We start from the raw sequence: 24,271 nt of genomic DNA, 5'->3' as shown, positions 1-24,271 counted from the left end.
TCCCGGGTTGTGAGGCGCTAGCGTTGAACATCCGTGTCCTCACCGAGGGGTGTGCCATGGCCTGCCAAGATCGTGTTGCCCCGCTTCATCACCTGCACGGATCCGGAATGTTCATGACGGCCGACCCTAACGACGCGGGTAGCGCGAGCACTGGAGGGGATTGGGGCTACCGGCCGCCACAACCACCCGTCTGGCCCTCGTTTGGGCGCTGGGTGCTGCCGACATCGGGGCGACGCCTTGCGAGACGTTCGAGCGACTCGCCGACGCGGATGCGTTGTCCCGGGCGTCTTGATCAGTATTGGTGCTTACGTCTGAACGGGCGAACTCCTGAGACTGAGACTGGCAATGAGAAATGAAGGCACCCGAGTACGTTGACTTCGACTTGGAGCTGTCGCCCGGCGACGACGGTGGGTACCTCGCAAGGGTGGTGTTCTCCCCGCGGGGCGAAGCAAGCGCTGCTGTGACGATGCCGTACCAGGGCGCCGAACTGGAGAACGTGATCCTCAAGCTGGGGCGGACTCGTGCGGGGGTGCGCTCGTTGAACTCACCGCAGGCCCGGCTGGCGAGATCGTTTGGCCAGCGGCTGTTCGACGCGGTGTTCGCCGGTGAGGTCGGAACGATGTTCCAGCGAAGCCTCGACGAGGCCGGCGACAACGGCGCCGGCCTTCGGGTCCGGCTTCGGCTGGGCCGTGTGCCGGAACTGGCGGACATCCCGTGGGAGTATCTGTACTCGGCCAGTCTGGGTCGATTCCTGGTGCTGTCCGGGGACACGCCGGTGGTGCGGTACTTGGATCTGCCGCGTATGGTGGCACCGCTGCGCGTGTCCGCGCCGCTGCGGATCCTGCTGGTGGTCTGTGCCCCGATTGACCTCGCCGCACTGGACCACAAGGACGAAGTAGCTCGGCTGGAGCGCGAGCTCGACGCTCTGGTCCGGGGTGGGTCGGTGGTCATCGACCCGTTGCCGGACCCGACCCTGGCCGGGTTGCGCACCGCATTGCGGCGCGGGGAGTATCACGTGCTGCACTTCATCGGCCATGGGGGTTTCAACCCGGATCTCGGTGACGGGATCCTGGCGTTCGAGGACGCGCACCATCGAAGCCACCGCGTTTCCGGGGCTGATCTGGGAACCATCCTGCACGATCATCACACCCTGCGCCTGGCAGTGCTCAATGCGTGCGAAGGGGCACGACAGTCCCCGACCGACCCGTTCTCCGGGGTGGCACAAAGCCTGGTCCGGCAGGGGATTCCGGCCGTGGTGGCCATGCAGTTCGAGATCACCGACGCGGCAGCCTTGGTGTTCGGGCAGGAGTTCTACGCAGCGATCGCGGATGGCTACCCAATCGATGCAGCCCTGGCCCAAGCGCGGCTTGCGGTCTTCTCGGCCGACAACGACGTCGAGTGGGGCACGCCGGTGTTGTACCTCCGCGCCCGTGACGGGCGCATCTTCGATATCCCCGGCACGCCAGTTCCGGCCGCCCTGGCATCCCTGGCTCCCGGCGCCGACCCTGAGGCGCCCGCCGAGCCACTCCCCGAACCGAGTCAGCCGGTGACGAAGAGGTGGGAGGTCACGCGTCGCACCTTCATCAGGGCGGTCGTTGGCGGGGCGGTGGCCACCGCCGCTGTCGGAACGGCGCTGTGGGCGAACTCGCGTCAGCCGGATGGGATGGTGGAGCCGGACTGGGCCTTCGAGACCGGCGACGAGGTGTACTCCTCGCCCGCGGTCGCGGACGGACGGGTCCTCATCGGCAGCGTCGACAGCAACTTGTACTGTCTTGACGCGGCGACAGGGGAGCAGCGGTGGAAATACGCCACGGGCGGCTCCGTGACATCCTCGCCGGCGGTCGCCGACGGGACGGTCTTCGTCGGGTCCAACGACATGCACTTGCACGCGGTCACCCTGGACACTGGAAGGGCCCGATGGACCTACGCCGCGGCGGGCGTCATCCACTCCTCGCCGACGGTGTCCGGTGGCACCGTCTACGTCGGCGCCCGGGACAACTTCCTGCATGCCGTCAATGCGGCCGAAGGCTCGGCGCGGTGGCGGTTCAAGGGCGGCAATTGGTTCAACTCATCCCCGACGGTCGCCAACGGAACGCTTTACGTCGGCTGTCGGGACCACGAGGTCTACGCGCTCGACGCGGCGACGGGAAGAAAGAGGTGGTCGTACACGACCCGCTCCACGGTCGACTCCTCGCCCACAGCCGCGCTGGGCAAGGTGTTCGTCGGCGGCGACGACCACGACCTGTACGCACTGGAGGCGCGTACCGGTCGCCACGTGTGGGCGTACACGGCTGGCGGCGGCATCGTCTCGACTCCATTTGTCGACGAGCGCGTCGTCTACGTTGGCAGCGACGACGGGAACCTCTACGCCATCGACGCCGACACCGGCCGCGAGAGGTGGCGGACTGCCACGGGCTCCAGCATCCGGTCCTCGCCCGCGGTCGCGGATGGTGTCGTGTACGTCGGCAGCCGGGACAGCAGCCTCTACGCGGTCGACGTCGTCACCGGCGAGATCCGGTGGAGGTTCCCCACGGGGGGGCCGATCGACGATTCCAGCCCTGCCGTCGCGGCCGGGTCGGTCTACGTCGGCAGCCTCGACCGGCACGTGTACTCGCTGCCGGTGTGACGCCAGATCGGCCCGGACCGGGCTCGGGTCGTCGGGCCGTCAGCGGGGCTTCGCGATGACGGTGAAGTGCGGTTTGGCACCCATGAGGAAGCGCAGAACACCCAACGCGATGCCTGCCACCTCGAGGAGCGAGAGCACCGGCAGCAGGAGCAACGCTGCACCAGCCTCCCAAGCGTGTCGGCGCGGTCTCGCGGAGGTGGCGATGTTGAGGCGCATGCCCTCCCAGTACAGCCAGGAGCAGTAGGCGGCGTTCAGGGCCCAGCACGGGATGAGCGCGGCTGAGGTAGGTGCCGTGGAGAAGTCCCCGAAGGCGGCACACACGACCAGCACGGCGAGAGGATGCCCGAGCGGCGCGAGCGACCACACGGAAACGTTGTGAAGCATGAGCATCCGATGGCGCAGCGGTATCCTGCGGCCAGCGAACCTGTTCCTGCGCCAGACGAGCTCGAGCAGCCCCCACACCCAACGTTCCCGCTGTTGCACGAAGTCGCGGACGGTCGCGGGGGACGCGCCGGCGCTGCAGGCGGGCACCCACGCACTGCGGCCCGGGAACCGGTGGGAGAACTCGAGTGCAAACTGTGCGTCCTCGACGAGGCTTCGCGGCCCGAAGTCCCAGCCGATCGCTGACTCCACCGAGGCACGGATGAGGAGCATCTCGCCATGCAGACCGGCCAGCGGGCTTCCCCGGCCGGTCGTGGCGGAGAAGAGGCCGACGTCGCAGGCGGGCCGGACGGCGTCGGCCATCCAGAGCAGCCTGTTGGGCGCGAGCTCGCGGGGGTAACACAGCACGCCTTGACACAAATGCAGACGCGCGGCCCCCGCGAGGTGTTGCTCCGCCACGAACCGGGCGAGGACGGCGGCCGTATCGGCCGCTATCGCAGTGTCATCGTCCATGTGGAGCACCCAGACGTCCGGCCGGTCCTCGCCCTCGGCCTGGCGCAGCAGGTGGGCGAAGTGGACAGCCCTTGCCTTGAACAGGGTGCCGTGCGCAGTACCGAACGCACGCGGCACCGTCACGACGCGCACGTGAGGAAGGCCGGCGGCCAGGGCAACGACCTCCCGAGCTGCGTCACAGTCCTGCTCGACGATAACGTCGACCCGTACCGACGAGAAGTGCGTGGGCAGCTCTCGCACCATTGAGGCCACGGTCCGGAACAGGGCCGGTACGGTGTCGGCGCGCCCGACCGTCGGCACCACGACGACGAGTGTCTCATCGACGGGCCGAACCGGGCCGGCGGCGGACAGTGGGGACCGGCGCCACGTGCGCCAGACACCGGTGAGGGCGATGAGCACAGCGAGCGTGGGCAGGGTCCACACGACCGAGACGTACGCGTCCACCGGCCCCGGCTCGCGGGCGGCCCACGACCAGGCGCCCAGCACCGTGGCAAGCAGGAACATCGTGAGGAACGGCCACATGTGCGGACGCACCGGGATGGCGCCGGCTGCACGATGGTCGGTCGCGATCTTCACCACTCTGGCGGAGACGGACGGCGCAGGGCTCGAGAGCGAGCCGCCAGCGTCCGGGTCCAGGTGCGGCCTCGGCGCCTCGGTCCACTCGGCTTTGCGAACCTCGTTCTTCATCACGTCCCTCCTACGGTTGCCGGAAACGCGCCCAACGGCGCCTGCCGGGCCGTGGTTGGCAGGCCCTCGTCGTGCCGTCGATGTCCGGCAGCCCCATGTCGAAAAGAGGTGTTCGCTCGACGCGTTGATACGCGTTCGTCTGTTCCCATACCCATGCCATTGGCTGCGACGTGCCCAGCTCAGCTGCCATGCCACACGGCACGGGTGGGATCCCTGTCCTTGTTCACCACCGGGGCGCCAGCGGCTGATCTCGGTGGCCCGGAGCCAGCCTCCTGCGGGGCATGCCGGTCCGTGTCGTTCCAAGAGTTGTTCATGGGCTGGACCCGGCGCCCATCCGAGCGATCCCGCCCACTTCACCGGGCGCAGTCCCGGGCGTGCGGTGTCCGATCCTGCTCGCTGTCCATGACGGCACGAGAGTGGCATTGATGATGTGTTCGGACAGCCGCATCGTGCGCTCGAGCGTCTGACACAGCCGGGCCGGCGTGGCTTGCTCAGGTCAGACCCACCTCACCGCCCTGAACCAACGGACGGCCGTTGCGCTACACCATCACCGGGATGACCCCGACCACCTGACCCAGCACGTCAAGTTCCCCGGACGGGCCGACACCCGGTTCAGCAAGGACGCGATCATCCTGGTCCACAACTCGCCCGCGAGGCTACCCACGTGCCAATGACCGGCTGAGTGGGGTATGCCGTCCACATCCTCCAGGCGTGGAGGTGTTCTCCACAGGCCGCTGAAGTGGCCCTTCGTGGTGGTGCCTGTTGGCCGCAGGGTTGGGGTATGAACTTCTCGACCACAGTGCCTCGGACCCAAGTCCGGGCGGCCCGAGCGCTCGGCGACTACGGGGAGCGCCTGGCCGTGCGCTACCTGTGTGATCAGGGCCTGACGATCCTGGACCGCAACTGGCGTTGTGTGCGCGGCGAGATCGACATCGTCGCCCTGGATGAGGGCTGTCTCGTCATCGTCGAGGTCAAGACGCGCAGCACCGAGCGGTTCGGGGCACCCTTCGAGGCGGTGACGCGGTTGAAGCTGGCCAGGTTGCGGCAGCTGTCCGCATTGTGGCGAAAGGCGGCCGACCCGCGTTGGGGAGGGCTGCCCGTGAGGATCGACGTGGTGTCGATCCTCAAACCACGCCACCGGCCTGCTCACATCGAGCACCTCAGGGGTGTCGAGTGAGCGGGCTGGGACGGACCCGGTCGGTCGGGCTGCGAGGGGTGGCCGGCTTCCTCGTCGAGGTGGAGGCCCACGTGGCCGCCGGGCTGCCCGCCTTCGTGATCAGCGGTCTGGGTGACTCAGCCGTTGCCCAGTCGCCGGGCCGGATCAGGGCGGCCGCGTCGGCCATCGGGATCGAGGCCTCCCAGCGTCGGGTCACCGTCAACCTTTCGCCGGCCGGGCTGCGCAAGGTGGGGCCGGGCTTCGACCTGGCCACGTTCGTCGCCGTGGCTGCAGCGATGCGGGTGGTCGCGCAGCGGGTCGTCGGGCAGGTCGTCCACATCGGCGAGCTGGGGCTCGACGGGACGGTCCGGCCGGTGCCCGGGGTCCTGCCGGCCGTCCGTGCTGCGGCTCTTGCCGGGGTGCGGCACGTCGTGGTGCCGGTCGAGAATGCCGCGGAGGCGCGGCTGGTCTCGTCGGTCAGGGTGCACCCGGTCGCCACCGTCGCCGAGCTCGTCGGGCGCTACCGGACACTCGACCGGGGCGGTGTCGTGCCCGAGGTCGCGACCCCTGAGGGGCGAGCAGCCGGTGACGTGGAGCGGTCACTGGACCTGTCCGAAGTCCTTGGTCAGGCCGAGGCCAAGCTGGCCCTCGAGGTCGCCGCTGCCGGCGGCCACCACCTGCTCCTGGCCGGCCCGCCGGGAGCGGGCAAGACGATGCTCGCCGAACGGCTGCCGAGCATCCTGCCGAGCCTCGACGAGGAGCAGTCGATGGAGGTCACGGCGATCCATTCGGTCCTCGGGGCACTCGGCAGCGATGCCTGTCTGATCCGACGGCCGCCCTTCGTGGCGCCCCACCACGGTGCCTCGACGGCCGCCGTCATCGGAGGCGGCAGCGGTCACGTACGACCCGGGGCCATCACCCAGGCGCACCGCGGGATTCTGTTCCTCGACGAGACTCCTGAGTTCTCGAAGGCGGTGCTGCAGGCGCTGCGCACCCCGATCGAGCGCGGTACTGTGACGATCGCTCGGGCGCAGGAGTCGGTGACCTTTCCGGCCCGGTTCCAGCTGGTCCTTGCCGCGAACCCGTGTCCGTGTGGGAATGGTTGGGGCAAGGGACTGGACTGCACGTGCTCGCCGCTCATGCGGCGCAACTACTTCGCGAAGATCTCCGGGCCGCTGCTCGACCGGGTGGACCTGCAGGTCCATGTGCAGCCGCCGGGTCTGGCCCTGGCTGCCCAGCCGACGGGGGAGACGAGCGAGGTCGTCGCGGCCCGGGTGGGAGCGGCGAGACAGGTCCAGCACGAGCGGTGGGTGGACGTGCTGGGCGGCGCCGGCGGACTCAATGCCGCAGTTCCGGGCTCGTTCCTGCGGCGCAGCCCGTGGCGGCTGCCCGGCACGGACGCGGTGAGCCTCGACCGGGCCCTCGAGCGCGGCTCGGTCAGCCTGCGCGGCTACGACCGCACGCTCCGGGTCGCCTGGACGATCGCCGACCTGACCGGGCAGCAGCGACCTCGACGCGACACCGTCGAGATGGCGCTGTCGTTGCGGACGCAGACGGCGGTGGCGGCATGACCACCGAGCGGTGGACGGACGACCGATGGGCGCGGGCAGCCCTGTCCCGCCTCGTCGAGCCCGGGGACAAGGCCGTCCACGGGATGCTCGCCGGCCATGGTCCGGTCGAGACGCTCCGGCGGATCCAGTCGGCGCAGGGAGCTCTCGCGCGCTTCGCCGAGCGGGTCCGACGTCTGGACGTGCAGCGTGATGTGGCGGTTGCCGAGAAGGTGGGAGCCCGTCTCGTGGTGCCCGGTGACGGTGAGTGGCCTGCAGGGCTGGAGGACCTGCCGGTCCCACCGTGGTGCCTGTGGGTGCGGGGAGCGGCACGGCTGGACGAGGTCGTCCGGCGTTCTGTCGCCGTCGTCGGGGCACGAGCGGCGAGCTCCTACGGCGAGACCCAGGCCGCAGAGCTGGCCGCGGGCCTCGCCACGGCAGGCTGGAGTGTCGTGTCCGGAGCGGCATACGGGATCGACGGCGCCGCCCATCGTGGCGCGCTGGCGGTCGACGGGCTCACGGTCGCAGTCGTCGCCAGCGGTGTCGACCGGGTCTACCCGGCTGCCCATGCGACGCTCCTGCGACGCATCTCGGCCACCGGATGCATCGTCTCCGAGGTGGCACCCGGCAGCGCACCCATGGGTTCCCGTTTCCTCGCCCGCAACCGCCTCATCGCGGCCCTGACCGCCGGCACGGTCGTCGTCGAGGCGGGGCTGCGCTCCGGCTCCCTGCAGACCCTCAACCGGGCCCTGGACCTCAACCGGCCGGTCGGGGCCGTGCCCGGTCCCGTGACCTCGATGACCTCGGCCGGCTGCCACAACGCGATCCGCAACCGCGGCGCCGTCCTGGTCACCAGCGCGGCCGAGGTGATCGAGCTCGTCGGCCGGGTGGGTGAGGGCGCCCTGGACGAGCCTCGCGGACCCGTGCTTCCCGCCGACGACCTCGACCCCGACGATGCCCGAGTACACGAGACACTGCCGCGAAGCGGTGGTCTCGACCTCGACGCCCTGCTCAGTGCCACAGCGCTGACGCCGATGGTCGTCCTTGCCGCCCTGGCCAGGCTCGAGGAAGGCGGCCTGGCGGTCAAGAAGGACGGGCGGTGGCGCAAGATCGCCAGCGGCAGAACCTGACGGACGACCAGCGCCCGCCGTTCCAGGTGAAGCTCGCCAGTGCCGCGATGCGAGATGTCAAGGTCACATCGTGGACGGGTCACGACGCAGCCGGGACTGGCTCGGCAGGTCGGAGCCCAGTCCATGGTTGCTGACGCGCGGGACCGGGACATGAGCGTCGCGCCCATCGGACGCGTTGTGCCGAGTGTCGCGGGTCAAGGCCGTGCCCCGGCTCTGGTCCCGCCGGCGGGCCTGATGGGTGGCGTTATGGGCCGAGGGTGCCGATCGGCAGCACGGTGATGCCGTCGGGTCGCCGGTGCGCGAAACCGGTGGAGGTGATCACCCCGAGTGCTGCCGTGGGCCGGCCTTGCCGTGGTCGACCTTCGCGGCGAACGAGTGCAGGGCGGCTGCGGCCTTGTCCGTGTCGGCGGGGTTCATCTTGACCTCGAACGCGGCCCATCGGCCGTCGGGAAGCGTGACGATGATGTCGACTTCGTTCTGGTTCTGGTCTCGCCAGTGGTGGACGTGACCGCCACGACGCTGCGCGTAGATGCGGACATCTCGTACCACGAGGTTCTCGAAGAAGAAACCGGTGGCGTTGAGGTCTGCCAGGAGTTGGGTGGGTCCTCGGCCCAGCGCTGCGACAGCCAGGGGACGGGTCGACGAAGAAGCGGGTGGCGGATGACTGCAACGGGGTGGCCGATCGCATGTGTGGCGCCCAGGCCGGCTCGACGAGATCCGGAGCTGGGCCTACGACTCGTCTGCCGGGGTGGGTCCCGCCCTCGTGGAGCCCCCATGGAGCCCCCATGCCGGCCTGGGTTCATCCGTCAGGTTCTGCCCTTGGCGATCTTGCGCCATCACCCGCGAGAGACTGCCGCGAAGCGCGGTGGTCTCGACCTCGAGCCCTGCTCAATGCCACAGCCAGGGCGGCAAGGACGACCACCGGCGTCAGCGCCCCCGTCGCGAGCAAGACATTGCCCTGCCCTGCCTCTCCCGACCCGGTGTCAACCTCAATCGCGTCGTCGTGCTGGAAAGGCGAGGGATTCGGCGGCGATCTCGGTGTCGCAGTCAACAGCACTGACCTTGCAGGTTCCATAGCCTTAGGATTGCGGGGTCAATAAGGTGCATCCGGCGCGACGGCTCCCATATGTGGCCCGGGACGGCAGTATCGGTCGGGCGCGCCAGAGCGCTGCTGCCACGGCGGGGCCGTGGTGCGGACCGTGCTTCCCGGCGACGACCGCGCCTGCCGTTCCGGGTGCAAACAGGACGTCCCGGAGTGCTGCGGCACGCCCGGCAGGGCGCAACACAACCGCGCGGTTCTTGTCGTCCTGGCGCCGGTTTGCGATGGTGCCGGGGTGAGTGAAGTGAGCCAGGACGGGACCGGCGGCCGGGGGGCCGCCATCCTGCTCCCCCGCTATGCCGAGGATCTCGAGGCATTCGCCCGTTACCTGGCAGTCGAACGCGGCCGGTCCACCCACACGACGCGAGCCTACCTGGGCGACATACGTCATCTGCTGACCCATCTCGGCGACCACGGCATCGAGGGGCTGGCGGACGTGCGGCTCGCCGACCTCCGCTCCTGGCTGGGTGCGCAGGACGAGGCCGGCGCGGCCCGGGCGACGCTCGCCCGACGCGCCGCATCGGCCCGCACGTTCTTCCGGTGGGCGCAGCACACGGGACGGCTACCCACCGACCCATCCCTGCGCCTCGTCGCACCCAAGCGCATCCGGACCCTGCCCGGAGTACTCAAGCAGAGCGAGGCAGGCGAGCTGCTCGACCTCGCCGCCGTCCGGGCCGATGACGACGATCCCATCCACCGCCGCGACCGCGCGATCGTCGAGGTGCTCTATGCCAGCGGCCTGCGCGTGGGGGAGCTGGTCGGGCTCGACATCGACGATCTGGACTGGGGCCAACGAACCGTGCGCGTCATGGGCAAGGGGGGCAGGGAGCGGGTGGTCCCCTTCGGCGTTCCCGCGGCTGATGCCCTTGCCGAGTGGCTGACCTCTCGAGGTCAGCTGGCCAACGAGAGGTCAGGGTCGGCGCTCTTCCTCGGTCGTCGGGGCGGGCGAGTCGACCCGAGGCAGGTGCGCGCACTGGTGCACGAGCTGCTCTCGCACGTGCCTGACGCCCCAGACCTGGGACCGCACGGACTGCGTCACAGCGCGGCCACGCACCTGCTCGAGGGCGGTGCCGACCTCCGGATCGTCCAGGAGCTGCTGGGCCACGCCAGCCTCGCCACGACGCAGATCTACACGCATGTCTCGGTCGACCGGCTCAGGAGGAGCTACCAACAGGCCCATCCTCGCGCCTGACCTGTCGAGCATGGCGGCCGGGCCCCGGTCGAGCTCGGTGGGTATCGTCAACGGCATGGAGTTGCCGCTCGTCTCTCGCATGCGTCCCTTCGGCGAAACGATCTTCGCCGAGATGTCGGCCCTCGCCCTCGAGACCGACAGCATCAACCTCGGGCAGGGCTTCCCCGACACGGACGGCCCTGTCGAGATGCTCGCCGCAGCCAAGGCGGCCATCGACAGTGGCCGCAACCAGTACCCGCCGTCATCCGGCGTCCCGGAGCTGCTCGCGTCGATCTCCGCCCATCAGGAGCGCTTCTACGGGCTGCGTATGGACCCGCGCACCCAGATCCTCGTCACCGTCGGTGCGACCGAGGCCATCGCCTCGGTCATCCTTGCGCTGTGCGAGCCGGGTGACGAGGTGGTCACCTTCGAGCCCTACTACGACTCGTATGCCGCATGCATCGCCCTCGCGGGCGCGACCCGCCGCACGTCCGTCCTCCGCTTCCCGGACTTCGCGCTCGACGAGGCGTCGCTGCGGGCCGCCTTCTCGCCGCGGACGAGGCTCGTCCTGCTGAACACTCCGCACAACCCCACCGGGAAGGTGTTCACCAGAGCGGAGCTGGAGCTCGTCGCCGCACTGGCCAGGGAACACGATGCCTGGGTCGTCACGGACGAGGTCTACGAGCACCTGGTCTTCGACGGGCACGAGCACGTCCCGATGGCGACCTTGCCCGGCATGGCCGAGCGCACGATCACGATCTCCTCGGCGGGCAAGACCTTCTCGGCCACCGGATGGAAGGTGGGCTGGCTGTCGGGACCCGAGGAGGCCGTCACGGCCGCGCGCACGGTCAAGCAGTTCCTCACCTTCGTCGGGTCCGGCCCGTTCCAGCCCGCGGTGGCCTTGGCCCTCGGGCTGGGCGATGACGCGTACGTACGGCTTCGCGACTCCCTGCAGGCCAAGCGGGACCTGCTCTGCATGGCGCTGGAGAACGCGGGTCTGAAGATCAGCCGCCCGTCGGGGACGTACTTCGTCATCGCCGACGTGAGTCCGCTCGGTGCCGGCGATGCACTCGCCTTCGCGCGTGAGCTGCCCGAGCGAGTCGGTGTCGTCGGCATTCCGGTCAGCGTCTTCCACGACGACAAGGACGTCGCCCGGACCCTGCTCCGGTTCGCCTTCTGCAAGCGCGACGAGGTGCTTGTCGAGGCAGGCCGGCGTCTGCACTCGCTCGGCGGCACCTGATCGGCTCTGCACATCCCAGGGACGTGCTGCCCCGTCGCCCACAGGCGTGAAGCCGTCCGGGATTTGGCCGGGCACGCCGATCTAGTCTCCCCGGCATGGCCATCGCCTCCTTCGTCGCTGCTCTAGCCACGCTCGCCCTTGCCACAGGGGCCGCGGCGGCGTCGGCAGGCACGTTGGCAAACAGCCCCCCGGCAGCAGCGACGGACAGGCTGGCGAGGCCGCTCGCGGCGGCGAGTCTCGCGCCGAACCAGACCGGCTGGACGTGGCCGCTCGATCCGCAGCCGCGCGTCCTGGGCCCGTTCGACCCCCCGGCTGAGCAATGGGGGCGAGGCCATCGTGGCGTGGACCTCTCGGCCGCCGTGGGCCGGCCGGTGCTGTCGCCGGCCGGCGGTCGGGTCAGCTTCGCCGGGACCATCGCAGGTCGCGGCGTCGTGGTCGTTGCTCATGAAGGCGGGCTCCGCAGCACGTTCGAGCCCGTCCGGCACCAGGCCCCCGTCGGAACCACGGTTCGAGCAGGCGACCTGGTCGCAGTCGTCGACGAGACGGCGGGTCACTGTGCGCCGGCGACCTGTCTGCACTGGGGCGTCCTGCGCGGTGACACGTACCTCGACCCGCTCAGCCTGATGACCCGACGACGAATCGTCCTGCTCCCGCTCGAGTGACGGCTGGAGACCTGGCCCTCTCGATGATCTGATCTGTGGCTCTCGGTGCCCGCCCGACCGGGAGGTGCCGACCGCTCGACGGGGGCAGTGCTGCCCGGTCGACTGTGAGTGGGGCCCGTCAGTCAGCCGAGGCGACAACCGGTGATCCGGTAGAGCGTGTACTGCCCGACGGTCTCGACCTTCTCGAGCCCGTCGACCCTGTCGAGGTTCATCAGACCCGAGGTCAGCGCCGGCCGGTCGAGCCAGTACGTGTGGCTCGACCCGATCGCCCAGCGGATGTTGTTGCGGGCCAGTGCTGCACAGACGTCCGGCCGTCGCTGCATGTCGGCGAAGCCGGTGCCGAGGAGGACGTTGTCCCCCGAGCCCGTGATGGGGATGGACCGGTACAGCGTGTTCGTCCCGAACAGCGCCCACATGAGCGGGGACCCGTTCTCGGGCCGCCCGACGACCCCCTCACCGGCCGGGATCCGATCGGCGAGCTGCGCGAGCGAGGCGCGCCCCTGGTCACTGAGGATGACCCGGTCCGCCTCACCAGGGGAGAAGAAGTTGTGCAGCAACTGGTACCGGGTCGATGCGTGCAGGCCCACGGTCAGCGCGGGGATGAGCGCGAGGGCCACTCCCGCGGCGAGGAGCGGCTCTCGCCGGTTCCAGGTCTGCACCCACCGGGTCCGGTGCAGGAGCAGCCGCACCATCGGTGCCGCCCCGGCTACGAGCACCACCCCCGGCACCGCGGCCAGCGCTGCCAGGCGCACCTTGTCGTTGTACCAGTAGCCGGTGACCAGGGCCGTCCATCCCTGGCTCGACGAGGCCGCCATGACATAGAGGGCGACACACGTGAGCCACATCGCGACGATGGGGATCGCCTGACGGGCCCGCCACAGCACCCAGGCGATCCCGAGCACGATCAGGGCCAGCAGTCCCCACAGCACGGAGAACACCATGAGCCGTCCGCCGACGACCTCGGTGAGCGCTGCCCAGACCGAGACCTGTCCGGACCACGTGTAGGCCTGGGTGGCAGCGAGCCGCGGCGACAGCAACGGTGCGAGCACGATCCCCGCCACGACGAGAGCCGCGACGATCCCGACGTCGCGCACGACGACCCGCCACGGGAGGTGGCGCAGCACTCCGGCCCGCAGCCGTGCCGTCGCGAACCAGACGAGGATGAAGACCACGAGGGACACGATGACGTTCGGGTGGACCAGCGCCAGCCCCGGCAGGGACACACAGAAGGTCAGCACCTTGCCCGGGTGCCGGGTGCGGGCCGCCTGCAGCATGAGCGCCAGGGCGGCCGGCAGCATCGCCGTGCCCATCAGGTTCGGCCACAGCACGCCCCAGCCGAGCAGGGTGGTCGGGAAGGAGAGGAACGCCGCGGAGGCGAACCCAGCGGCATACGTGACCAGCAGCGACGTGCCGAGCGCGTGGCGCACGAGGGCGACACACCCGACCGGCCACACGACGGCGGCGACCACGAGGGTCGCGACGTTCGTCCCTGCCAGCACCGGGGTACCGAAAGCCATGAGCCCGGTCGCCACCCACGCGTGGAACCCGTTCGGGTAGAAGGCCGGGTTGAACAGGGAGACATCGCCGGACTCGATGAAGGTGCGGATCCGGTTGAGGTGGTAGACGGCGTCCGGGGAGTCGACGAGGCTGTCCGGCCGGCCGAACGCCGGGAGGATCGTCACGAGTGCGAGCACGACGCCGACAAGGCACGCGATGACGACATCCGGGCGCGGCCGCCCGAACAGCCGGCGCTTCAGGTGCAGCTCCGGATCGCGACCGCCGCGGGACCGCGCCAGCCATCCGCCGACCAGCCAGGCGGCCACGACGGACAGTGCGGTCGAGGCGATGACCACCCACCAGGTCCATCGGACGCCGAGCACACCTGCCGCCGTGCCGAACCCGGCGAGCACCCCGACGGACACGGCCGGGGAGATCGCCACCGCCTCGACCCCTCGCGAGCCGAAGGCCCGCACCACGAGCCAGCCGGGAACGAACGCGAGTGCCACGAAGACGACGAACACGGGGATCGTCTGGGCCCAGCTGGTCAACTCGTCCTCCGGACTCGGCAGTGTCGGCGCATTCCATTGTCGCGGACCGCGCTGATTTCTCGTGGATGCCCGCCGCGTCGTACGATGGTGGGCGGTCCGGCGCATCCTCGGGTGCCCGGATCACAATTCGCGCGTCTTCTGCCGGCTACTCCTCGGAGCAGCCGGGGCGCACCACGGCAGTCCCGGCCGATGGCTGGGTGGGGTGCGTGCAGGCGCCAGGAGTGTGGCGTATGCCGCTGAGCTCGGTCCGCGCGTCGGGCCGGGTCTGCGCTTCCTCGTCGCACGCTCAACTGACAACTACCACAAGGAGAACCACGGCATGGCCGTCGTCACCATGCGCCAGCTCCTCGAGAGCGGCGTCCACTTCGGGCACCAGACCCGTCGCTGGAACCCCAAGATGAAGCGCTTCATCATGACCGAGCGCAACGGCATCTACATCATCGACCTCCAGCAGTCGTTGACCTACATCAACAACGCCTACGAGTTCGTCAAGGAGACCGTCGCCCACGGCGGCACCATCCTTTTCGTCGGCACCAAGAAGCAGGCCCAGGAGCCGATCGCCGAGCAGGCGACCCGCGTCGGGATGCCCTACGTCAACCACCGCTGGCTCGGTGGCATGCTCACGAACTTCCAGACCATCTCCAAACGCCTCACGCGCCTCAAGGAGCTCGAGGAGATCAACTTCGACGACGTGGCCGGCTCCGGTCACACGAAGAAGGAGCTGCTCATCCTCAAGCGCGAGAAGGACAAGCTCGAGAAGACCCTCGGCGGAATCCGCTCGATGAGCAAGGTGCCCTCGGCCGTGTGGGTGGTCGACACGAAGAAGGAGCACCTCGCTGTCGACGAGGCCCGCAAGCTCGGCCTGCCGGTCATCGCGATCCTCGACACGAACTGTGACCCCGACGAGGTCGACTACAAGATCCCCGGCAACGACGACGCGATCCGCTCCGTCACCCTGCTGACGAGGGTCGTCGCCGACGCGGTCGCCGACGGAGTCGTCCAGCGCTCGTCCGGACGGACCGGCACCGAGACGACAGTCGAGGAGCCACTGGCCGAGTGGGAGCGGGAGCTCTACGCCGAGGGGGCGGCCGGTGAACAGGCCGCCGAGACCGAGACCGAGGGCCCCGCCGCTGAGGCTGCTCCCGCTGAGGCTGCTCCCGCTGAGGCTGTCACCGAGGCACCTGCTGCCGAGGCCGCTCCGGCCGAGGTTGTCACCGAGGCACCTGCTGCCGAGGCACCTGCTGCCGAGGCCGCTCCGGCCGGAGCCCCTGAGCCCGCCGCCGAGGCTGCTCCGGCCGAGCCCGCCGCAGAGGCCGAGCCCGCCGCCGAGGCCGAGCCCGCCGCCGAGGCCGAGCCCGCCGCCAAGGCCGGGCCCGCCGCCGAGGCCGAGACTCCCGCCGAGCAGGCCTGACCACCACCGCACCCGTCCTGAGAAGGAGCACGAAACACCCATGGCGAACTACACCGCCGCTGACATCAAGGCGCTGCGCGAGAAGACCGGTGCCGGCATGCTCGACGTCAAGAAGGCCCTCGACGAGGCCGACGGCGACCAGACGAAGGCCATCGAGATCCTGCGCGTCAAGGGCCTCAAGGGGGTGACGAAGCGCGAGGGCCGCACGACCTCCAACGGCCTCGTCGCGGCCGCTGCCGGTGACGGTGCCGGCACTCTCGTGGAGGTGCTGTGCGAGACCGACTTCGTCGCCAAGGGCGAGAAGTTCATCGACCTCGCCGACACGGTTCTCGCCCAGGCCGTCGCCACCAAGGCGACGACCGCGCAGGAGCTGCTCGCGAGCACGACCGCGGACGGCAAGACCGTCCAGGGGCTGCTCGATGACGCCAACGCGATGATCGGCGAGAAGATCGAGGTCAGGCGAGTCGCCCGACTCGAGGCCGGCAACGTCGTGTCCTACCTGCACAAGACGAGCCCCGACCTGCCGGCGCAGATCGGTGTTCTCGTCGCCATCGAGGGCGGTGACGAGGCGGTCGGCCGAGACGTCGCGATGCACGTCGCGGCCTTCTCGCCGACGGTCCTGTCCCGTGAGGACGTGCCCGCCGAGACGGTCGAGAACGAGCGCCGCCTCGCCGAGGCGACTGCCAAGGAGGAGGGCAAGCCCGAGGCCGCCCTGCCGAGGATCGTCGAGGGCCGCGTCAACGGCTACTTCAAGGAGAACGTCCTGCTCGACCAGCCGTTCGCGAAGGATCCGAAGAAGACCGTCGCGAAGGTCGCGGCGGAGGCCGGCGCGAAGGTCGTCGACTTCGCCCGCTTCCGGGTCGGCCAGTGAGGTCGTAGACCCCACCACAACGAGACGTATGCCGCCCACCTCCCCGAGGTGGGCGGCATACGACGTCCTGGGGCGCGGCGTGCGGTCGCAAGAACACAACAAGTCCGGCGAGAGCCTGCTGCTCGTGCGGGGGCCCGGGTGTCCGAACGGACTTGTTGTGTCCGTAGGAACACCCGCTGCGCCGAGGGCGCCTGCGCCCCCCATCTTCACCGGATCTGCACACATCGGACCGACCGGCTCCAGCCTCGCGCTCCTAGGGTCAAGGTATGCCTCCCGCAACCACGAGCGCACCGCACACCCTGCTCGTTGTCGAGGACGACCCGGTCATCAACGCAGCCCTGACGGATCGACTTGTCGCAGAAGGGTTCCGTGTCGTTCAGGCGGGTGACGGTCCGGGAGCTGCCGCCCACGCCGAGCACGGGCCCGACCTCGTCGTGCTCGACCTCATGCTCCCGGGCTTCGACGGGATCGAGGTGTGTCGCCGGATCCAGGCCGAGCGCCCGGTGCCCGTGCTCATGCTGACCGCACGGGTCGACGAGACCGACCTGCTGGTCGGGCTCGGGGTCGGCGCAGACGACTACGTGACCAAGCCGTTCTCGATGCGTGAGGTCGTCGCCCGGATCCGTGCGCTGCTGCGGCGGGTCGAGCGGGCCCGGGAACTCGCGGCCGCGCCACGGCCCGCGCTGGCGCTCGGCCCGCTCGTCATCGACGCCTCGGCTCGCCGCGTGCAGAGCGAGGGCGTCGAGGTGCACCTCACGCCGCTCGAGTTCGACCTTCTCCTCGCCCTCGCGGCCCGCCCCGGCACCGTCCGCGAGCGCGACGACCTGCTCCGCGAGGTATGGGGCTGGGCCGAGCCGGGCCGCACGCGCACCCTCGACAGCCATGTCAAGGCGCTGCGGGCCAAGATCGGCCCCGAGCGGGTCCGCACCGTGCACGGCGTCGGCTACGCCCTGGAGGTGTGAGGCATGGCCGCTTCCACGTCCGAGCTGCCCATCGACCTCGACCGTCCGCTCGAGGTGGTCGGGTCCGTCAAGGCGAAGTTCGGCCTGCTCGTCGGGGCGAGCATCGTCGTGGCCGCCTTCGTCAGTCAGGTCGGCGACCGCGCCGGCGTCCCGCCCTGGCTCACGGTCCCGGTCACGATCATCGCCGCCCTGGGGGTGACGCAATGGCTCGCCCGCGGGATGACCGCACCGCTGCGCGAGATGACCCAGGCGGCAGCGCGCATGGCCGGTGGCGACTACTCGCTCCGGGTGTCGGTCGGATCCGACGACGAGGTGGGCCGGCTCGCGAGGGCGTTCAACTCGATGGCTGCCGACATCGCCAGCGCAGACCGGCAGCGGCGTGAGCTCGTCGCCATGGTGTCCCACGAGCTGCGCACCCCCCTCACGGCCCAACGGGCTCTGCTCGAGAACCTCGCGGACGGTGTCGTCCGGGAGCCCGAGGTGGCCATCCGGTCCGCCCTGGCTCAGTCCGAGCGCCTCACCGCGCTCGTCACCGACCTGCTCGACCTCAGCCGGATCGAGGGTGGGGCCGTGCCGCTCGACCTCGGTCCGGTCCGGGTGTCCGAGCTGCTCGAACAGGTCGTGGGGGAGCCCTCGGCGCGGCGGCCGCAGGTCCGGGTGCAGCCGAGCGTCGAGCCGGTCGATCTCGTCGTGGTGGCCGACCGCGCTCGTCTGGCCCAAGTTCTGACGAACCTGCTCGACAATGCCGTCCGACATAGCCCGGATGGAGGAGTCGTCCGAGTGCGAGCGTTGTCTGCTGGGCGCGGGCAGTGGGCGCTCGAGGTCTCAGATGGCGGTCCGGGCATCCCGGTGGAGCGGTCTGCGGACCTCTTCGCCCCCTTCGGCACCCTCGACCCGGCCGGTGGCGGGACGGGCCTCGGCCTGGCCATCGCGCGCTGGGTGTGCGACCTGCACGGCGGGTCGATCGTCCTCGTCCCGCCCACCCCCGGGCTTCCGGGGACGTGTGTCGGGGCCTAGCGGCCCACAGAGCCGGCCGACCGAGCCCGGGCGGAGCCTACAGCAGCAACCGGCATGGCCCGGGCGCCGCGGCAGCCGGCCGCAGCGGTGGCCGTCGTGAGCGACACCTCCGGCCCCACTGCGCGACCGACCCCCACCACCGATGCCGTGCCCCCAGCACCCATGATCGAGGGCTTCTTCGGCTCGATCTGGCCCGAGCACGGGCTCGGACCTGCACGGCTGGCCCTCTTCGGGTCGGTCGGGATCGGCCTGGTCGCCGCGGCGGTGCTGCCGGACCGCCCCATCGGCCTGGGCGTCCTGTTCGTGCTACTCCTGTCGGGCGCGCTCGTGCTGATCCTGTCACGCGTGAGGTCCCACCGGTGGACGATCGCCGCCACGCTCCTCAGCCTCGCGCTGGGCGCCAACGTCGTCACGCGCGCCGCGGAGTGGCTCGCCGTCCTCGCGCTCTGTGTGGTGGGCTTGCTCGTCACGACCGCGCTCACCAGCGCCCGGCGCCTCGTCGCCCTGCTCGCCGGGCCGGTCGCCTGGGTGCTCGCCGGCCTGCGCGGCCTGCCCCTGTTGCGGCGCACCCTCGCGGCCCTCAGCTCCAACCGCCTCGTGTGGCCCGTCGCGCGGACCGTCGTGGTCTCGGTCATCGCCCTCGTCGTGTTCGGCGCCCTCTTCGCGTCGGCCGACCCCGTCGTCGGGAACTGGGCCGCGAACCTCGTGCCGGACCTGGGCTGGGACAGTCTCGTGCTGCGCGTCTTCGTGCTGGTCGTCGTCGGTGGCGTCCTGCTCGCGGCCTGCTACCTGTCGATCAACCCGCCGCCGCTCGATAACGTCGTGCGGCTTGCCGAGCCGCGACGCGTGTCCCGGGCCTGGGAATGGATCGTGCCCGTCGGCGTCGTCGTGCTGACCTTCCTCGTCTTCGTCATCGCCCAGGCCTCGGTCATGTGGGGCGGGCACGACTACGTGCGTCGCACGACCGGCCTGACGTATGCCGACTACGTCCACCAGGGCTTCGGGCAGCTCACCCTCGCGACGCTGCTCACGCTCGTGACCGTCGCCGTCACGGTGCGCAAGGCGCCACGCGACACGCCCCGGCAGCGGGTCTGGCTGCGCCTGACCCTCGGTGCCCTCTGCGTGCTGACTCTCGTCGTGGTGGCCTCGGCCCTCTTCCGGATGTCGGTCTACCAGCAGGCGTTCGGGTTCACCGTCTTGCGCCTCGTCGTCGACGCCTTCGAGATCTGGCTGGGCGTGCTCGTGGTGCTCGTCCTCGTCGCAGGGACCCGGCTGAGGGGCAGCTGGCTGCCGCGGGCTGCGCTCGTGTCGGCAGCGACGGTCCTGCTCGCCCTCGGCTGGATGAACCCGGACGCCTGGGTCGCCCAGCACAACATCGACCGTTACCACGCGACCGGCAAGCTCGACACGGCCTACCTTTCGAGCCTCGGCCCCGATGCGACGCCGACGATCGTGGCCGGTCTGGCACCTGACCTCGCGAGGTGCTCGCTGCCGCGCCAGCCGGTGCTGGGTGCAGACCTGCTGTCCTGGAACCTCGGCCGGGCCCGCGCGTTCGAGGCCCGGGTCGCCGGCAGTGACGGCACCGGTACGACCTCGCTCGAAGAGTGCCCACGAGGAGGAGGTATGCCGCTCACCCGGCCGGGGTGAGCGGCATACCTCCTCCTCGTGGTGGCTCGCTCACCCGAACAGCGCGTGGTAGACGTGCTCGAAGCGCGTGAGCCGACCTGTGTAGTAGGCGCGGCGAGGGTCCTGCGGCCTGTGTTCCGGGCCGTGGGGCGGGATGGCCCTGGGCACGTCGGGGGCGAGGCTCTCCAGTGCCAGCAGGGCTGTGCCGTGCAGCGTGCTGCGCTTGATCGGTACCGGGGTGACCGGTGTGCGCATCGCATCGGCCATGACCTCGAGCAGCTCCGGCCGGTCGTTGGTCACTCTGCCGCCGCAGTAGAGCTGCTCGGGCGCCGGGGCCACCTCGTGCAGCTGAGCAGCGATGCGCGCGTAGGCCAACGCGATGCCCTCCACGACTCCACGGTAGAGCGCGAGCGGGCCTGTCGTGACGTCCACGCCGGCGAGGACGGCCCTCGCGTCACCGGCCCATCCCGTGCTGCGCTCGCCGGTCAGGAAGGGCAGCACCAGGGGGGTGCCGTCGCAGGGCTCCGCAAGCAGCGCTGCCGACAGCGCGTCGGGATCCTCCTGGTCGATGGCCAGGGCACTGCCGGCCCAGGACAGCGCCCGGCCGACGTCGCTGAGCGCGCCCCCGACGATCGACCGGTCGTGGGACACGCGGTAGCACCACAGGCCTCGCGGCAGCTCGACCGGCATCTGACGCACGATCACCCGGAGTGCCCCGGAGGTCGCGCACGAGGCGCCGATGCTTCGCTCGTCGCCGGCCCCGAGCCCCACGTTGGCTGCCACACCGTCGGCCACCGCGGCGTACCAACGCGCGCCGGCGATGGCCGGCCAGCGTTCGGCGAGCCGGTCGGCTCGTTCGGGCTCGATCTCGAGCGGCTCGTCGACGTGGTGGATCGGCGCCAGCTGTGCGGTGCCGATGCCGGTGACGCCGAGCAGCTTCGCGTCCCAGTCGGCAGTGTGCCGGTCGACCATGCCGGTCCAGGCGGCGCACGACGTGCCGGTCGCCAACGTGCCGGTCAGCTGCAGCAGCACGTAGTCGCCGAGCGAGACGTAGTGTGTGGCCGCCGCGACGACGTCGGGATGCTCCTGCGCGAGCCAGCGCAGCCGCGCGGGCCAGTAGCTGCCGTGCACCCGGGTACCGGTGCGCTGGTGCAGGGCCCGCTCGTCCAGCTCCTCGAGCAGCTGCTCGACCTGCGCCGTGCACCGACCGTCGGCGTAGGTGAAGCACGGGGTCAACGCCCGGCCGTGCCGGTCGACGACGACGAGGGACGAGGCGAAGGTGTCGATCGCGACGCCGGCCACCTGCTCCCCGCCCAGTGCGCTGGTCAGCTCGTCGATGATCGCGGCCAGCTCGTCCACGATCTGGTCCGGGTCGATCACCGAGGTGCCGTCCGGCGAGGTCGTGAACGCATGCGAGGCCTTGGCTCGACGCCCCACCGGGCGGCCGTGCGCGTCGTAGACTGCGCCGCGGCTCGCGGTGGAGCCGACGTCCAGGGCGAGCACGAGCGGTCGGGTCGCCGCAGTGATCTCGGTCTCGAAGGTGTCCGTCACAGGTCATCACTCTAGGTAAAGGCGCCTCGTTGTCCACCATGTGGCAAGATCGGGCGACCCTATGTTGTGCTGCCCACCAGGAGCCCCCATGACCGAATCGCCGACCTCACTCCATCGTCGACGTGTCCTGCTCAAGCTGTCTGGGGAGGCCTTCGGTGGAGGGGAGGTCGGGGTCGACCCGGCGGTCGTGCAGTCGATCGCGCGGCAGATCGCCCCGCCGGTCCGCGAGGGGGTGCAGGTGGCGATCGTCGTCGGTGGCGGCAACTTCTTCCGCGGCGCGGAGCTGCAGCAGCAGGGCATGGACCGCACCCGGGCCGACTACATGGGCATGCTCGGGACAGTCATGAACTGCCTGGCCCTGCAGGACTTCCTCGAGAAGGAGGACATCGGGACCCGGGTCCAGACGGCGATCCAGATGACGCAGGTGGCCGAGCCCTACATCCCTCGTCGGGCGATCCGCCACCTCGAGAAGGGGCGGGTCGTCATCTTCGGCGCGGGCGCGGGGATGCCGTTCTTCTCCACCGACACGGTCAGCGCACAGCGTGCTCTCGAGATCAAGTGCGATGCCGTGCTCATGAGCAAGAACGGTGTCGACGGTGTCTACGACTCCGACCCCCGCTCCAACCCCGACGCGAAGAAGCTCGACACGGTCACGTTCTCCGAGGCGATCGCCGACGGACTCAAGGTCGTCGATGCCGCCGCCTTCGCCCTCTGCATGGAGAACAAGCTGCCCATGCTCGTCTTCGCCATGGACGGGTCCGACAACGTCACCCGCGCCCTGCGTGGTGAGAAGATCGGCACGCTGGTCGTGAACGCATGAGCCAAGGTGTGAGAATCGACCGAGCGCCAGCGAGGGAGGATCGGAGCACCGATTCGGCTCAGGCGTGGAAAGGACGCGCATGAGCCAAGGTGTGAGAATCGACCGAGCAGCCGGACACCAATGAGAAACCCATAGGGGACGAGGAAGAGCACATGATCGACGAGACCATGTTCGAGGCCGAGGACAAGATGGACAAGGCTGTCGAGGTCCTCAAGGAGGACTTCGCCGGTATCCGGACGGGACGGGCCAACCCCGGCCTGTTCAACAAACTCCTCGTGGACTACTACGGTGCCCCGACCCCGTTGCAACAGCTCGCCTCGTTCCAGAACCCCGAGGCCCGCACGATCCTCGTCATCCCGTTCGACAAGTCGAGCCTGCACTCGATCGAGAAGACGATCCGTGACAGCGACCTCGGCGTCAACCCCAGCAGTGACGGTAACCAGATCCGGTGTGTCATGCCGGAGCTGACCCAGGAGCGTCGCCGCGACTACACCAAGGTCGCTCACACGAAGGCCGAGGAAGCCCGGGTCGCGGTCCGCAACATCCGTCGCCGGGCCAAGACCGACCTCGACCGGCTCGTCAAGGACGGCGATGTCGGCGAGGACGAGGGAACGCGGGCCGAGAAGGACCTCGAGGGCCTGACGAAGAAGCACACCGACCTCATCGACTCGCTCGTCAAGGCCAAAGAGTCCGAGCTGCTCGAGGTCTGACCCTCGGCGGCTCATCATCATGTCCAGCCCAGGGTCGGCCAACGCCAACGGGTCCCGTCAGGAGCAGAAGCCGTCGCGGGCGGGTCGCGACCTCAAGGCCGCGATCGGCGTCGGCGTCGGCCTCGGCATCGTCATCGTGGTGACGCTGCTCGTCAAGAAGGAGTCCTTCCTCGTCGTCATCATGGTGGCCATCGGGGTCGGCGTCTGGGAGATGCGGCATGCGCTCACCCAGCAGGGGATCCGGGCACCGCTCGTGCCCGCGGTGGTCGGCTCGTTGGCGATGCTGTGGGCAGCCTATGTCCACGGTCCCGCCGGGCTGGTTCTCGCGTGGTGCCTGACCGCCGCGGCCGTGGTGCTGTGGCGCGGTGCCGGGGTGCTGGACGGCGCCGCCAAGGACGTCCTCGGCGGCGTGCTCATCACGGCCTACCCAGCGCTGCTCGCGGGTTTCGCCGCCATGCTCCTCGCCGCGGAGGACGGGGTGGGCCGGATGTTCGTCTTCATCATCATCACGGTGTGCAGTGACGTCGGCGGCTACGCGGCTGGGGTCCTGCTGGGCAAGCATCCGATGGCCCCGACGATCAGCCCGAAGAAGTCATGGGAGGGCTTCGGCGGGTCGGTCGGGCTCTGCGTCCTCGGCGGTGCCTTCACGGTCTGGCTGATCCTCGGCCACCCATGGTGGATCGGCGTTCTGCTCGGTGTCGCAGTCGCGATCGCGGCGACCATCGGAGACCTGATGGAGTCGCTCATCAAGCGCGACCTCGGGATCAAGGACATGTCGAACATCCTCCCCGGGCACGGCGGGATCATGGACCGGCTCGACTCGCTCGTCGTGGTCGCCCCGATGGTCTGGGCCGTGCTGACCCTGCTCGCGCCCGAGGCTCTCTGATCTGAGCCGGGTCGTGCCCCGGTCGTGCCCAGGATCGGATGTCGCCCTCCGCGCCTCTCACTTTCCCGCCCGGGCGGGTTTGTCGACGTCCTTGGGCGCCCCAGAGCACACACAATCCAGCCCCGGTCCGATTGTCGGAGGCGGGCGCAACAGTCTC

The 24,271-nt window shown here is 70.1% G+C and carries 19 protein-coding genes; 15 read left to right on the top strand and 4 right to left on the bottom strand.

Features of this window, described 5'->3' with window-relative positions:
* The first annotated feature begins 352 nt into the window (after positions 1–352).
* Positions 353–2,626 carry a PQQ-binding-like beta-propeller repeat protein gene (locus L0H79_RS04530; RefSeq protein WP_301483361.1) on the top strand — a complete coding sequence of 758 codons (2,274 nt, stop codon included), beginning with the start codon at positions 353–355 and terminating at the stop codon, positions 2,624–2,626.
* A gap of 39 nt (positions 2,627–2,665) precedes the next feature.
* Here L0H79_RS04530 and L0H79_RS04525 read toward each other — a convergent pair whose 3' ends face one another.
* Positions 2,666–4,207: a glycosyltransferase family 2 protein gene (locus L0H79_RS04525; RefSeq protein ID WP_301483359.1), complete on the bottom strand. Its 1,542-nt coding sequence runs from the start codon at positions 4,205–4,207 to the stop codon at positions 2,666–2,668.
* A 781-nt stretch (positions 4,208–4,988) separates the two neighbouring features.
* On the opposite strand from L0H79_RS04525, the gene L0H79_RS04520 reads away from it, so the two are divergent.
* The 3 genes from L0H79_RS04520 to dprA are packed head-to-tail and all read left to right on the top strand — an operon-like array spanning position 4,989 to position 8,040.
* A complete protein-coding gene (locus L0H79_RS04520; protein WP_301483357.1) occupies positions 4,989–5,384 on the top strand; it encodes a YraN family protein in 396 nt (131 codons plus the stop codon).
* The gene (locus L0H79_RS04515; protein WP_301483356.1) at positions 5,381–6,934 is read left to right on the top strand and encodes a YifB family Mg chelatase-like AAA ATPase; all 1,554 of its coding nucleotides are present in this window, start codon (positions 5,381–5,383) and stop codon (positions 6,932–6,934) included. Before L0H79_RS04520 ends, L0H79_RS04515 begins: the two co-directional genes overlap by 4 nt.
* On the top strand, positions 6,931–8,040 hold the full coding sequence (gene dprA / locus L0H79_RS04510) for a DNA-processing protein DprA (RefSeq protein WP_301483355.1): 1,110 nt from the start codon (positions 6,931–6,933) through the stop codon (positions 8,038–8,040). Before L0H79_RS04515 ends, dprA begins: the two co-directional genes overlap by 4 nt.
* 318 nt (positions 8,041–8,358) lie before the next feature.
* Here dprA and L0H79_RS04505 read toward each other — a convergent pair whose 3' ends face one another.
* Positions 8,359–8,670: a DUF4143 domain-containing protein gene (locus L0H79_RS04505; protein ID WP_301483375.1), complete on the bottom strand. Its 312-nt coding sequence runs from the start codon at positions 8,668–8,670 to the stop codon at positions 8,359–8,361.
* Positions 8,671–9,419: 749 nt separating this feature from the next.
* On the opposite strand from L0H79_RS04505, the gene L0H79_RS04500 reads away from it, so the two are divergent.
* From L0H79_RS04500 to L0H79_RS04490, 3 genes are all read left to right on the top strand, one after another.
* Positions 9,420–10,331: a tyrosine recombinase XerC gene (locus L0H79_RS04500; RefSeq protein WP_301483374.1), complete on the top strand. Its 912-nt coding sequence runs from the start codon at positions 9,420–9,422 to the stop codon at positions 10,329–10,331.
* A 55-nt stretch (positions 10,332–10,386) separates the two neighbouring features.
* A complete protein-coding gene (locus L0H79_RS04495; RefSeq protein WP_301483354.1) occupies positions 10,387–11,550 on the top strand; it encodes a pyridoxal phosphate-dependent aminotransferase in 1,164 nt (387 codons plus the stop codon).
* Between the two features lie 95 nt (positions 11,551–11,645).
* Positions 11,646–12,212, top strand: a complete 567-nt coding sequence (locus L0H79_RS04490; RefSeq protein ID WP_301483353.1) for a M23 family metallopeptidase — start codon at positions 11,646–11,648, stop codon at positions 12,210–12,212.
* A gap of 122 nt (positions 12,213–12,334) precedes the next feature.
* Here the strand turns inward: L0H79_RS04490 and L0H79_RS04485 are convergent, their stop codons facing one another.
* Positions 12,335–14,260, bottom strand: coding sequence for a DUF6541 family protein (locus L0H79_RS04485; protein ID WP_301483352.1), 1,926 nt, complete (start codon positions 14,258–14,260; stop codon positions 12,335–12,337).
* Positions 14,261–14,579: 319 nt separating this feature from the next.
* Here L0H79_RS04485 and rpsB point away from each other — a divergent pair, with 319 nt between their 5' ends.
* The 5 genes from rpsB to L0H79_RS04460 all read left to right on the top strand — a co-directional run bounded on the left by rpsB (position 14,580) and on the right by L0H79_RS04460 (position 20,168).
* On the top strand, positions 14,580–15,671 hold the full coding sequence (gene rpsB / locus L0H79_RS04480) for a 30S ribosomal protein S2 (RefSeq protein WP_301483373.1): 1,092 nt from the start codon (positions 14,580–14,582) through the stop codon (positions 15,669–15,671).
* Positions 15,672–15,711: 40 nt separating this feature from the next.
* Positions 15,712–16,542, top strand: a complete 831-nt coding sequence (tsf, locus tag L0H79_RS04475; RefSeq protein WP_301483351.1) for a translation elongation factor Ts — start codon at positions 15,712–15,714, stop codon at positions 16,540–16,542.
* Between the two features lie 266 nt (positions 16,543–16,808).
* Entirely contained in the window at positions 16,809–17,504 is a 696-nt protein-coding gene (locus L0H79_RS04470; RefSeq protein ID WP_301483350.1) for a response regulator transcription factor, read from the top strand.
* 3 nt (positions 17,505–17,507) lie between these two features.
* Positions 17,508–18,521 carry a HAMP domain-containing sensor histidine kinase gene (locus tag L0H79_RS04465; RefSeq protein ID WP_301483349.1) on the top strand — a complete coding sequence of 338 codons (1,014 nt, stop codon included), beginning with the start codon at positions 17,508–17,510 and terminating at the stop codon, positions 18,519–18,521.
* A gap of 96 nt (positions 18,522–18,617) precedes the next feature.
* Positions 18,618–20,168: a DUF4153 domain-containing protein gene (locus L0H79_RS04460; RefSeq protein ID WP_301483348.1), complete on the top strand. Its 1,551-nt coding sequence runs from the start codon at positions 18,618–18,620 to the stop codon at positions 20,166–20,168.
* 30 nt (positions 20,169–20,198) lie between these two features.
* Here the strand turns inward: L0H79_RS04460 and L0H79_RS04455 are convergent, their stop codons facing one another.
* Complete coding sequence (locus L0H79_RS04455) at positions 20,199–21,698, bottom strand: gluconokinase (RefSeq protein ID WP_301483347.1); 1,500 nt, start codon at positions 21,696–21,698, stop codon at positions 20,199–20,201.
* Positions 21,699–21,786: 88 nt separating this feature from the next.
* On the opposite strand from L0H79_RS04455, the gene pyrH reads away from it, so the two are divergent.
* From pyrH to L0H79_RS04440, 3 genes are all read left to right on the top strand, one after another.
* Positions 21,787–22,518 (top strand): UMP kinase, encoded by a 732-nt coding sequence (gene pyrH, locus L0H79_RS04450; protein WP_301483346.1) that lies wholly within the window; start codon positions 21,787–21,789, stop codon positions 22,516–22,518.
* Positions 22,519–22,670: 152 nt separating this feature from the next.
* Complete coding sequence (frr, locus tag L0H79_RS04445; RefSeq protein ID WP_301483345.1) at positions 22,671–23,228, top strand: ribosome recycling factor; 558 nt, start codon at positions 22,671–22,673, stop codon at positions 23,226–23,228.
* Between the two features lie 19 nt (positions 23,229–23,247).
* Positions 23,248–24,114: a phosphatidate cytidylyltransferase gene (locus L0H79_RS04440; RefSeq protein WP_301483344.1), complete on the top strand. Its 867-nt coding sequence runs from the start codon at positions 23,248–23,250 to the stop codon at positions 24,112–24,114.
* The last annotated feature ends 157 nt before the right edge of the window (positions 24,115–24,271 follow it).

It is taken from the genome of Intrasporangium sp. (assembly GCF_030452765.1).
Lineage (GTDB): Bacteria > Actinomycetota > Actinomycetes > Actinomycetales > Dermatophilaceae > Intrasporangium_A.
Note: the sequence above shows the minus strand (reverse complement) of the source record. Positions and strands in the feature narration are given on the sequence as shown.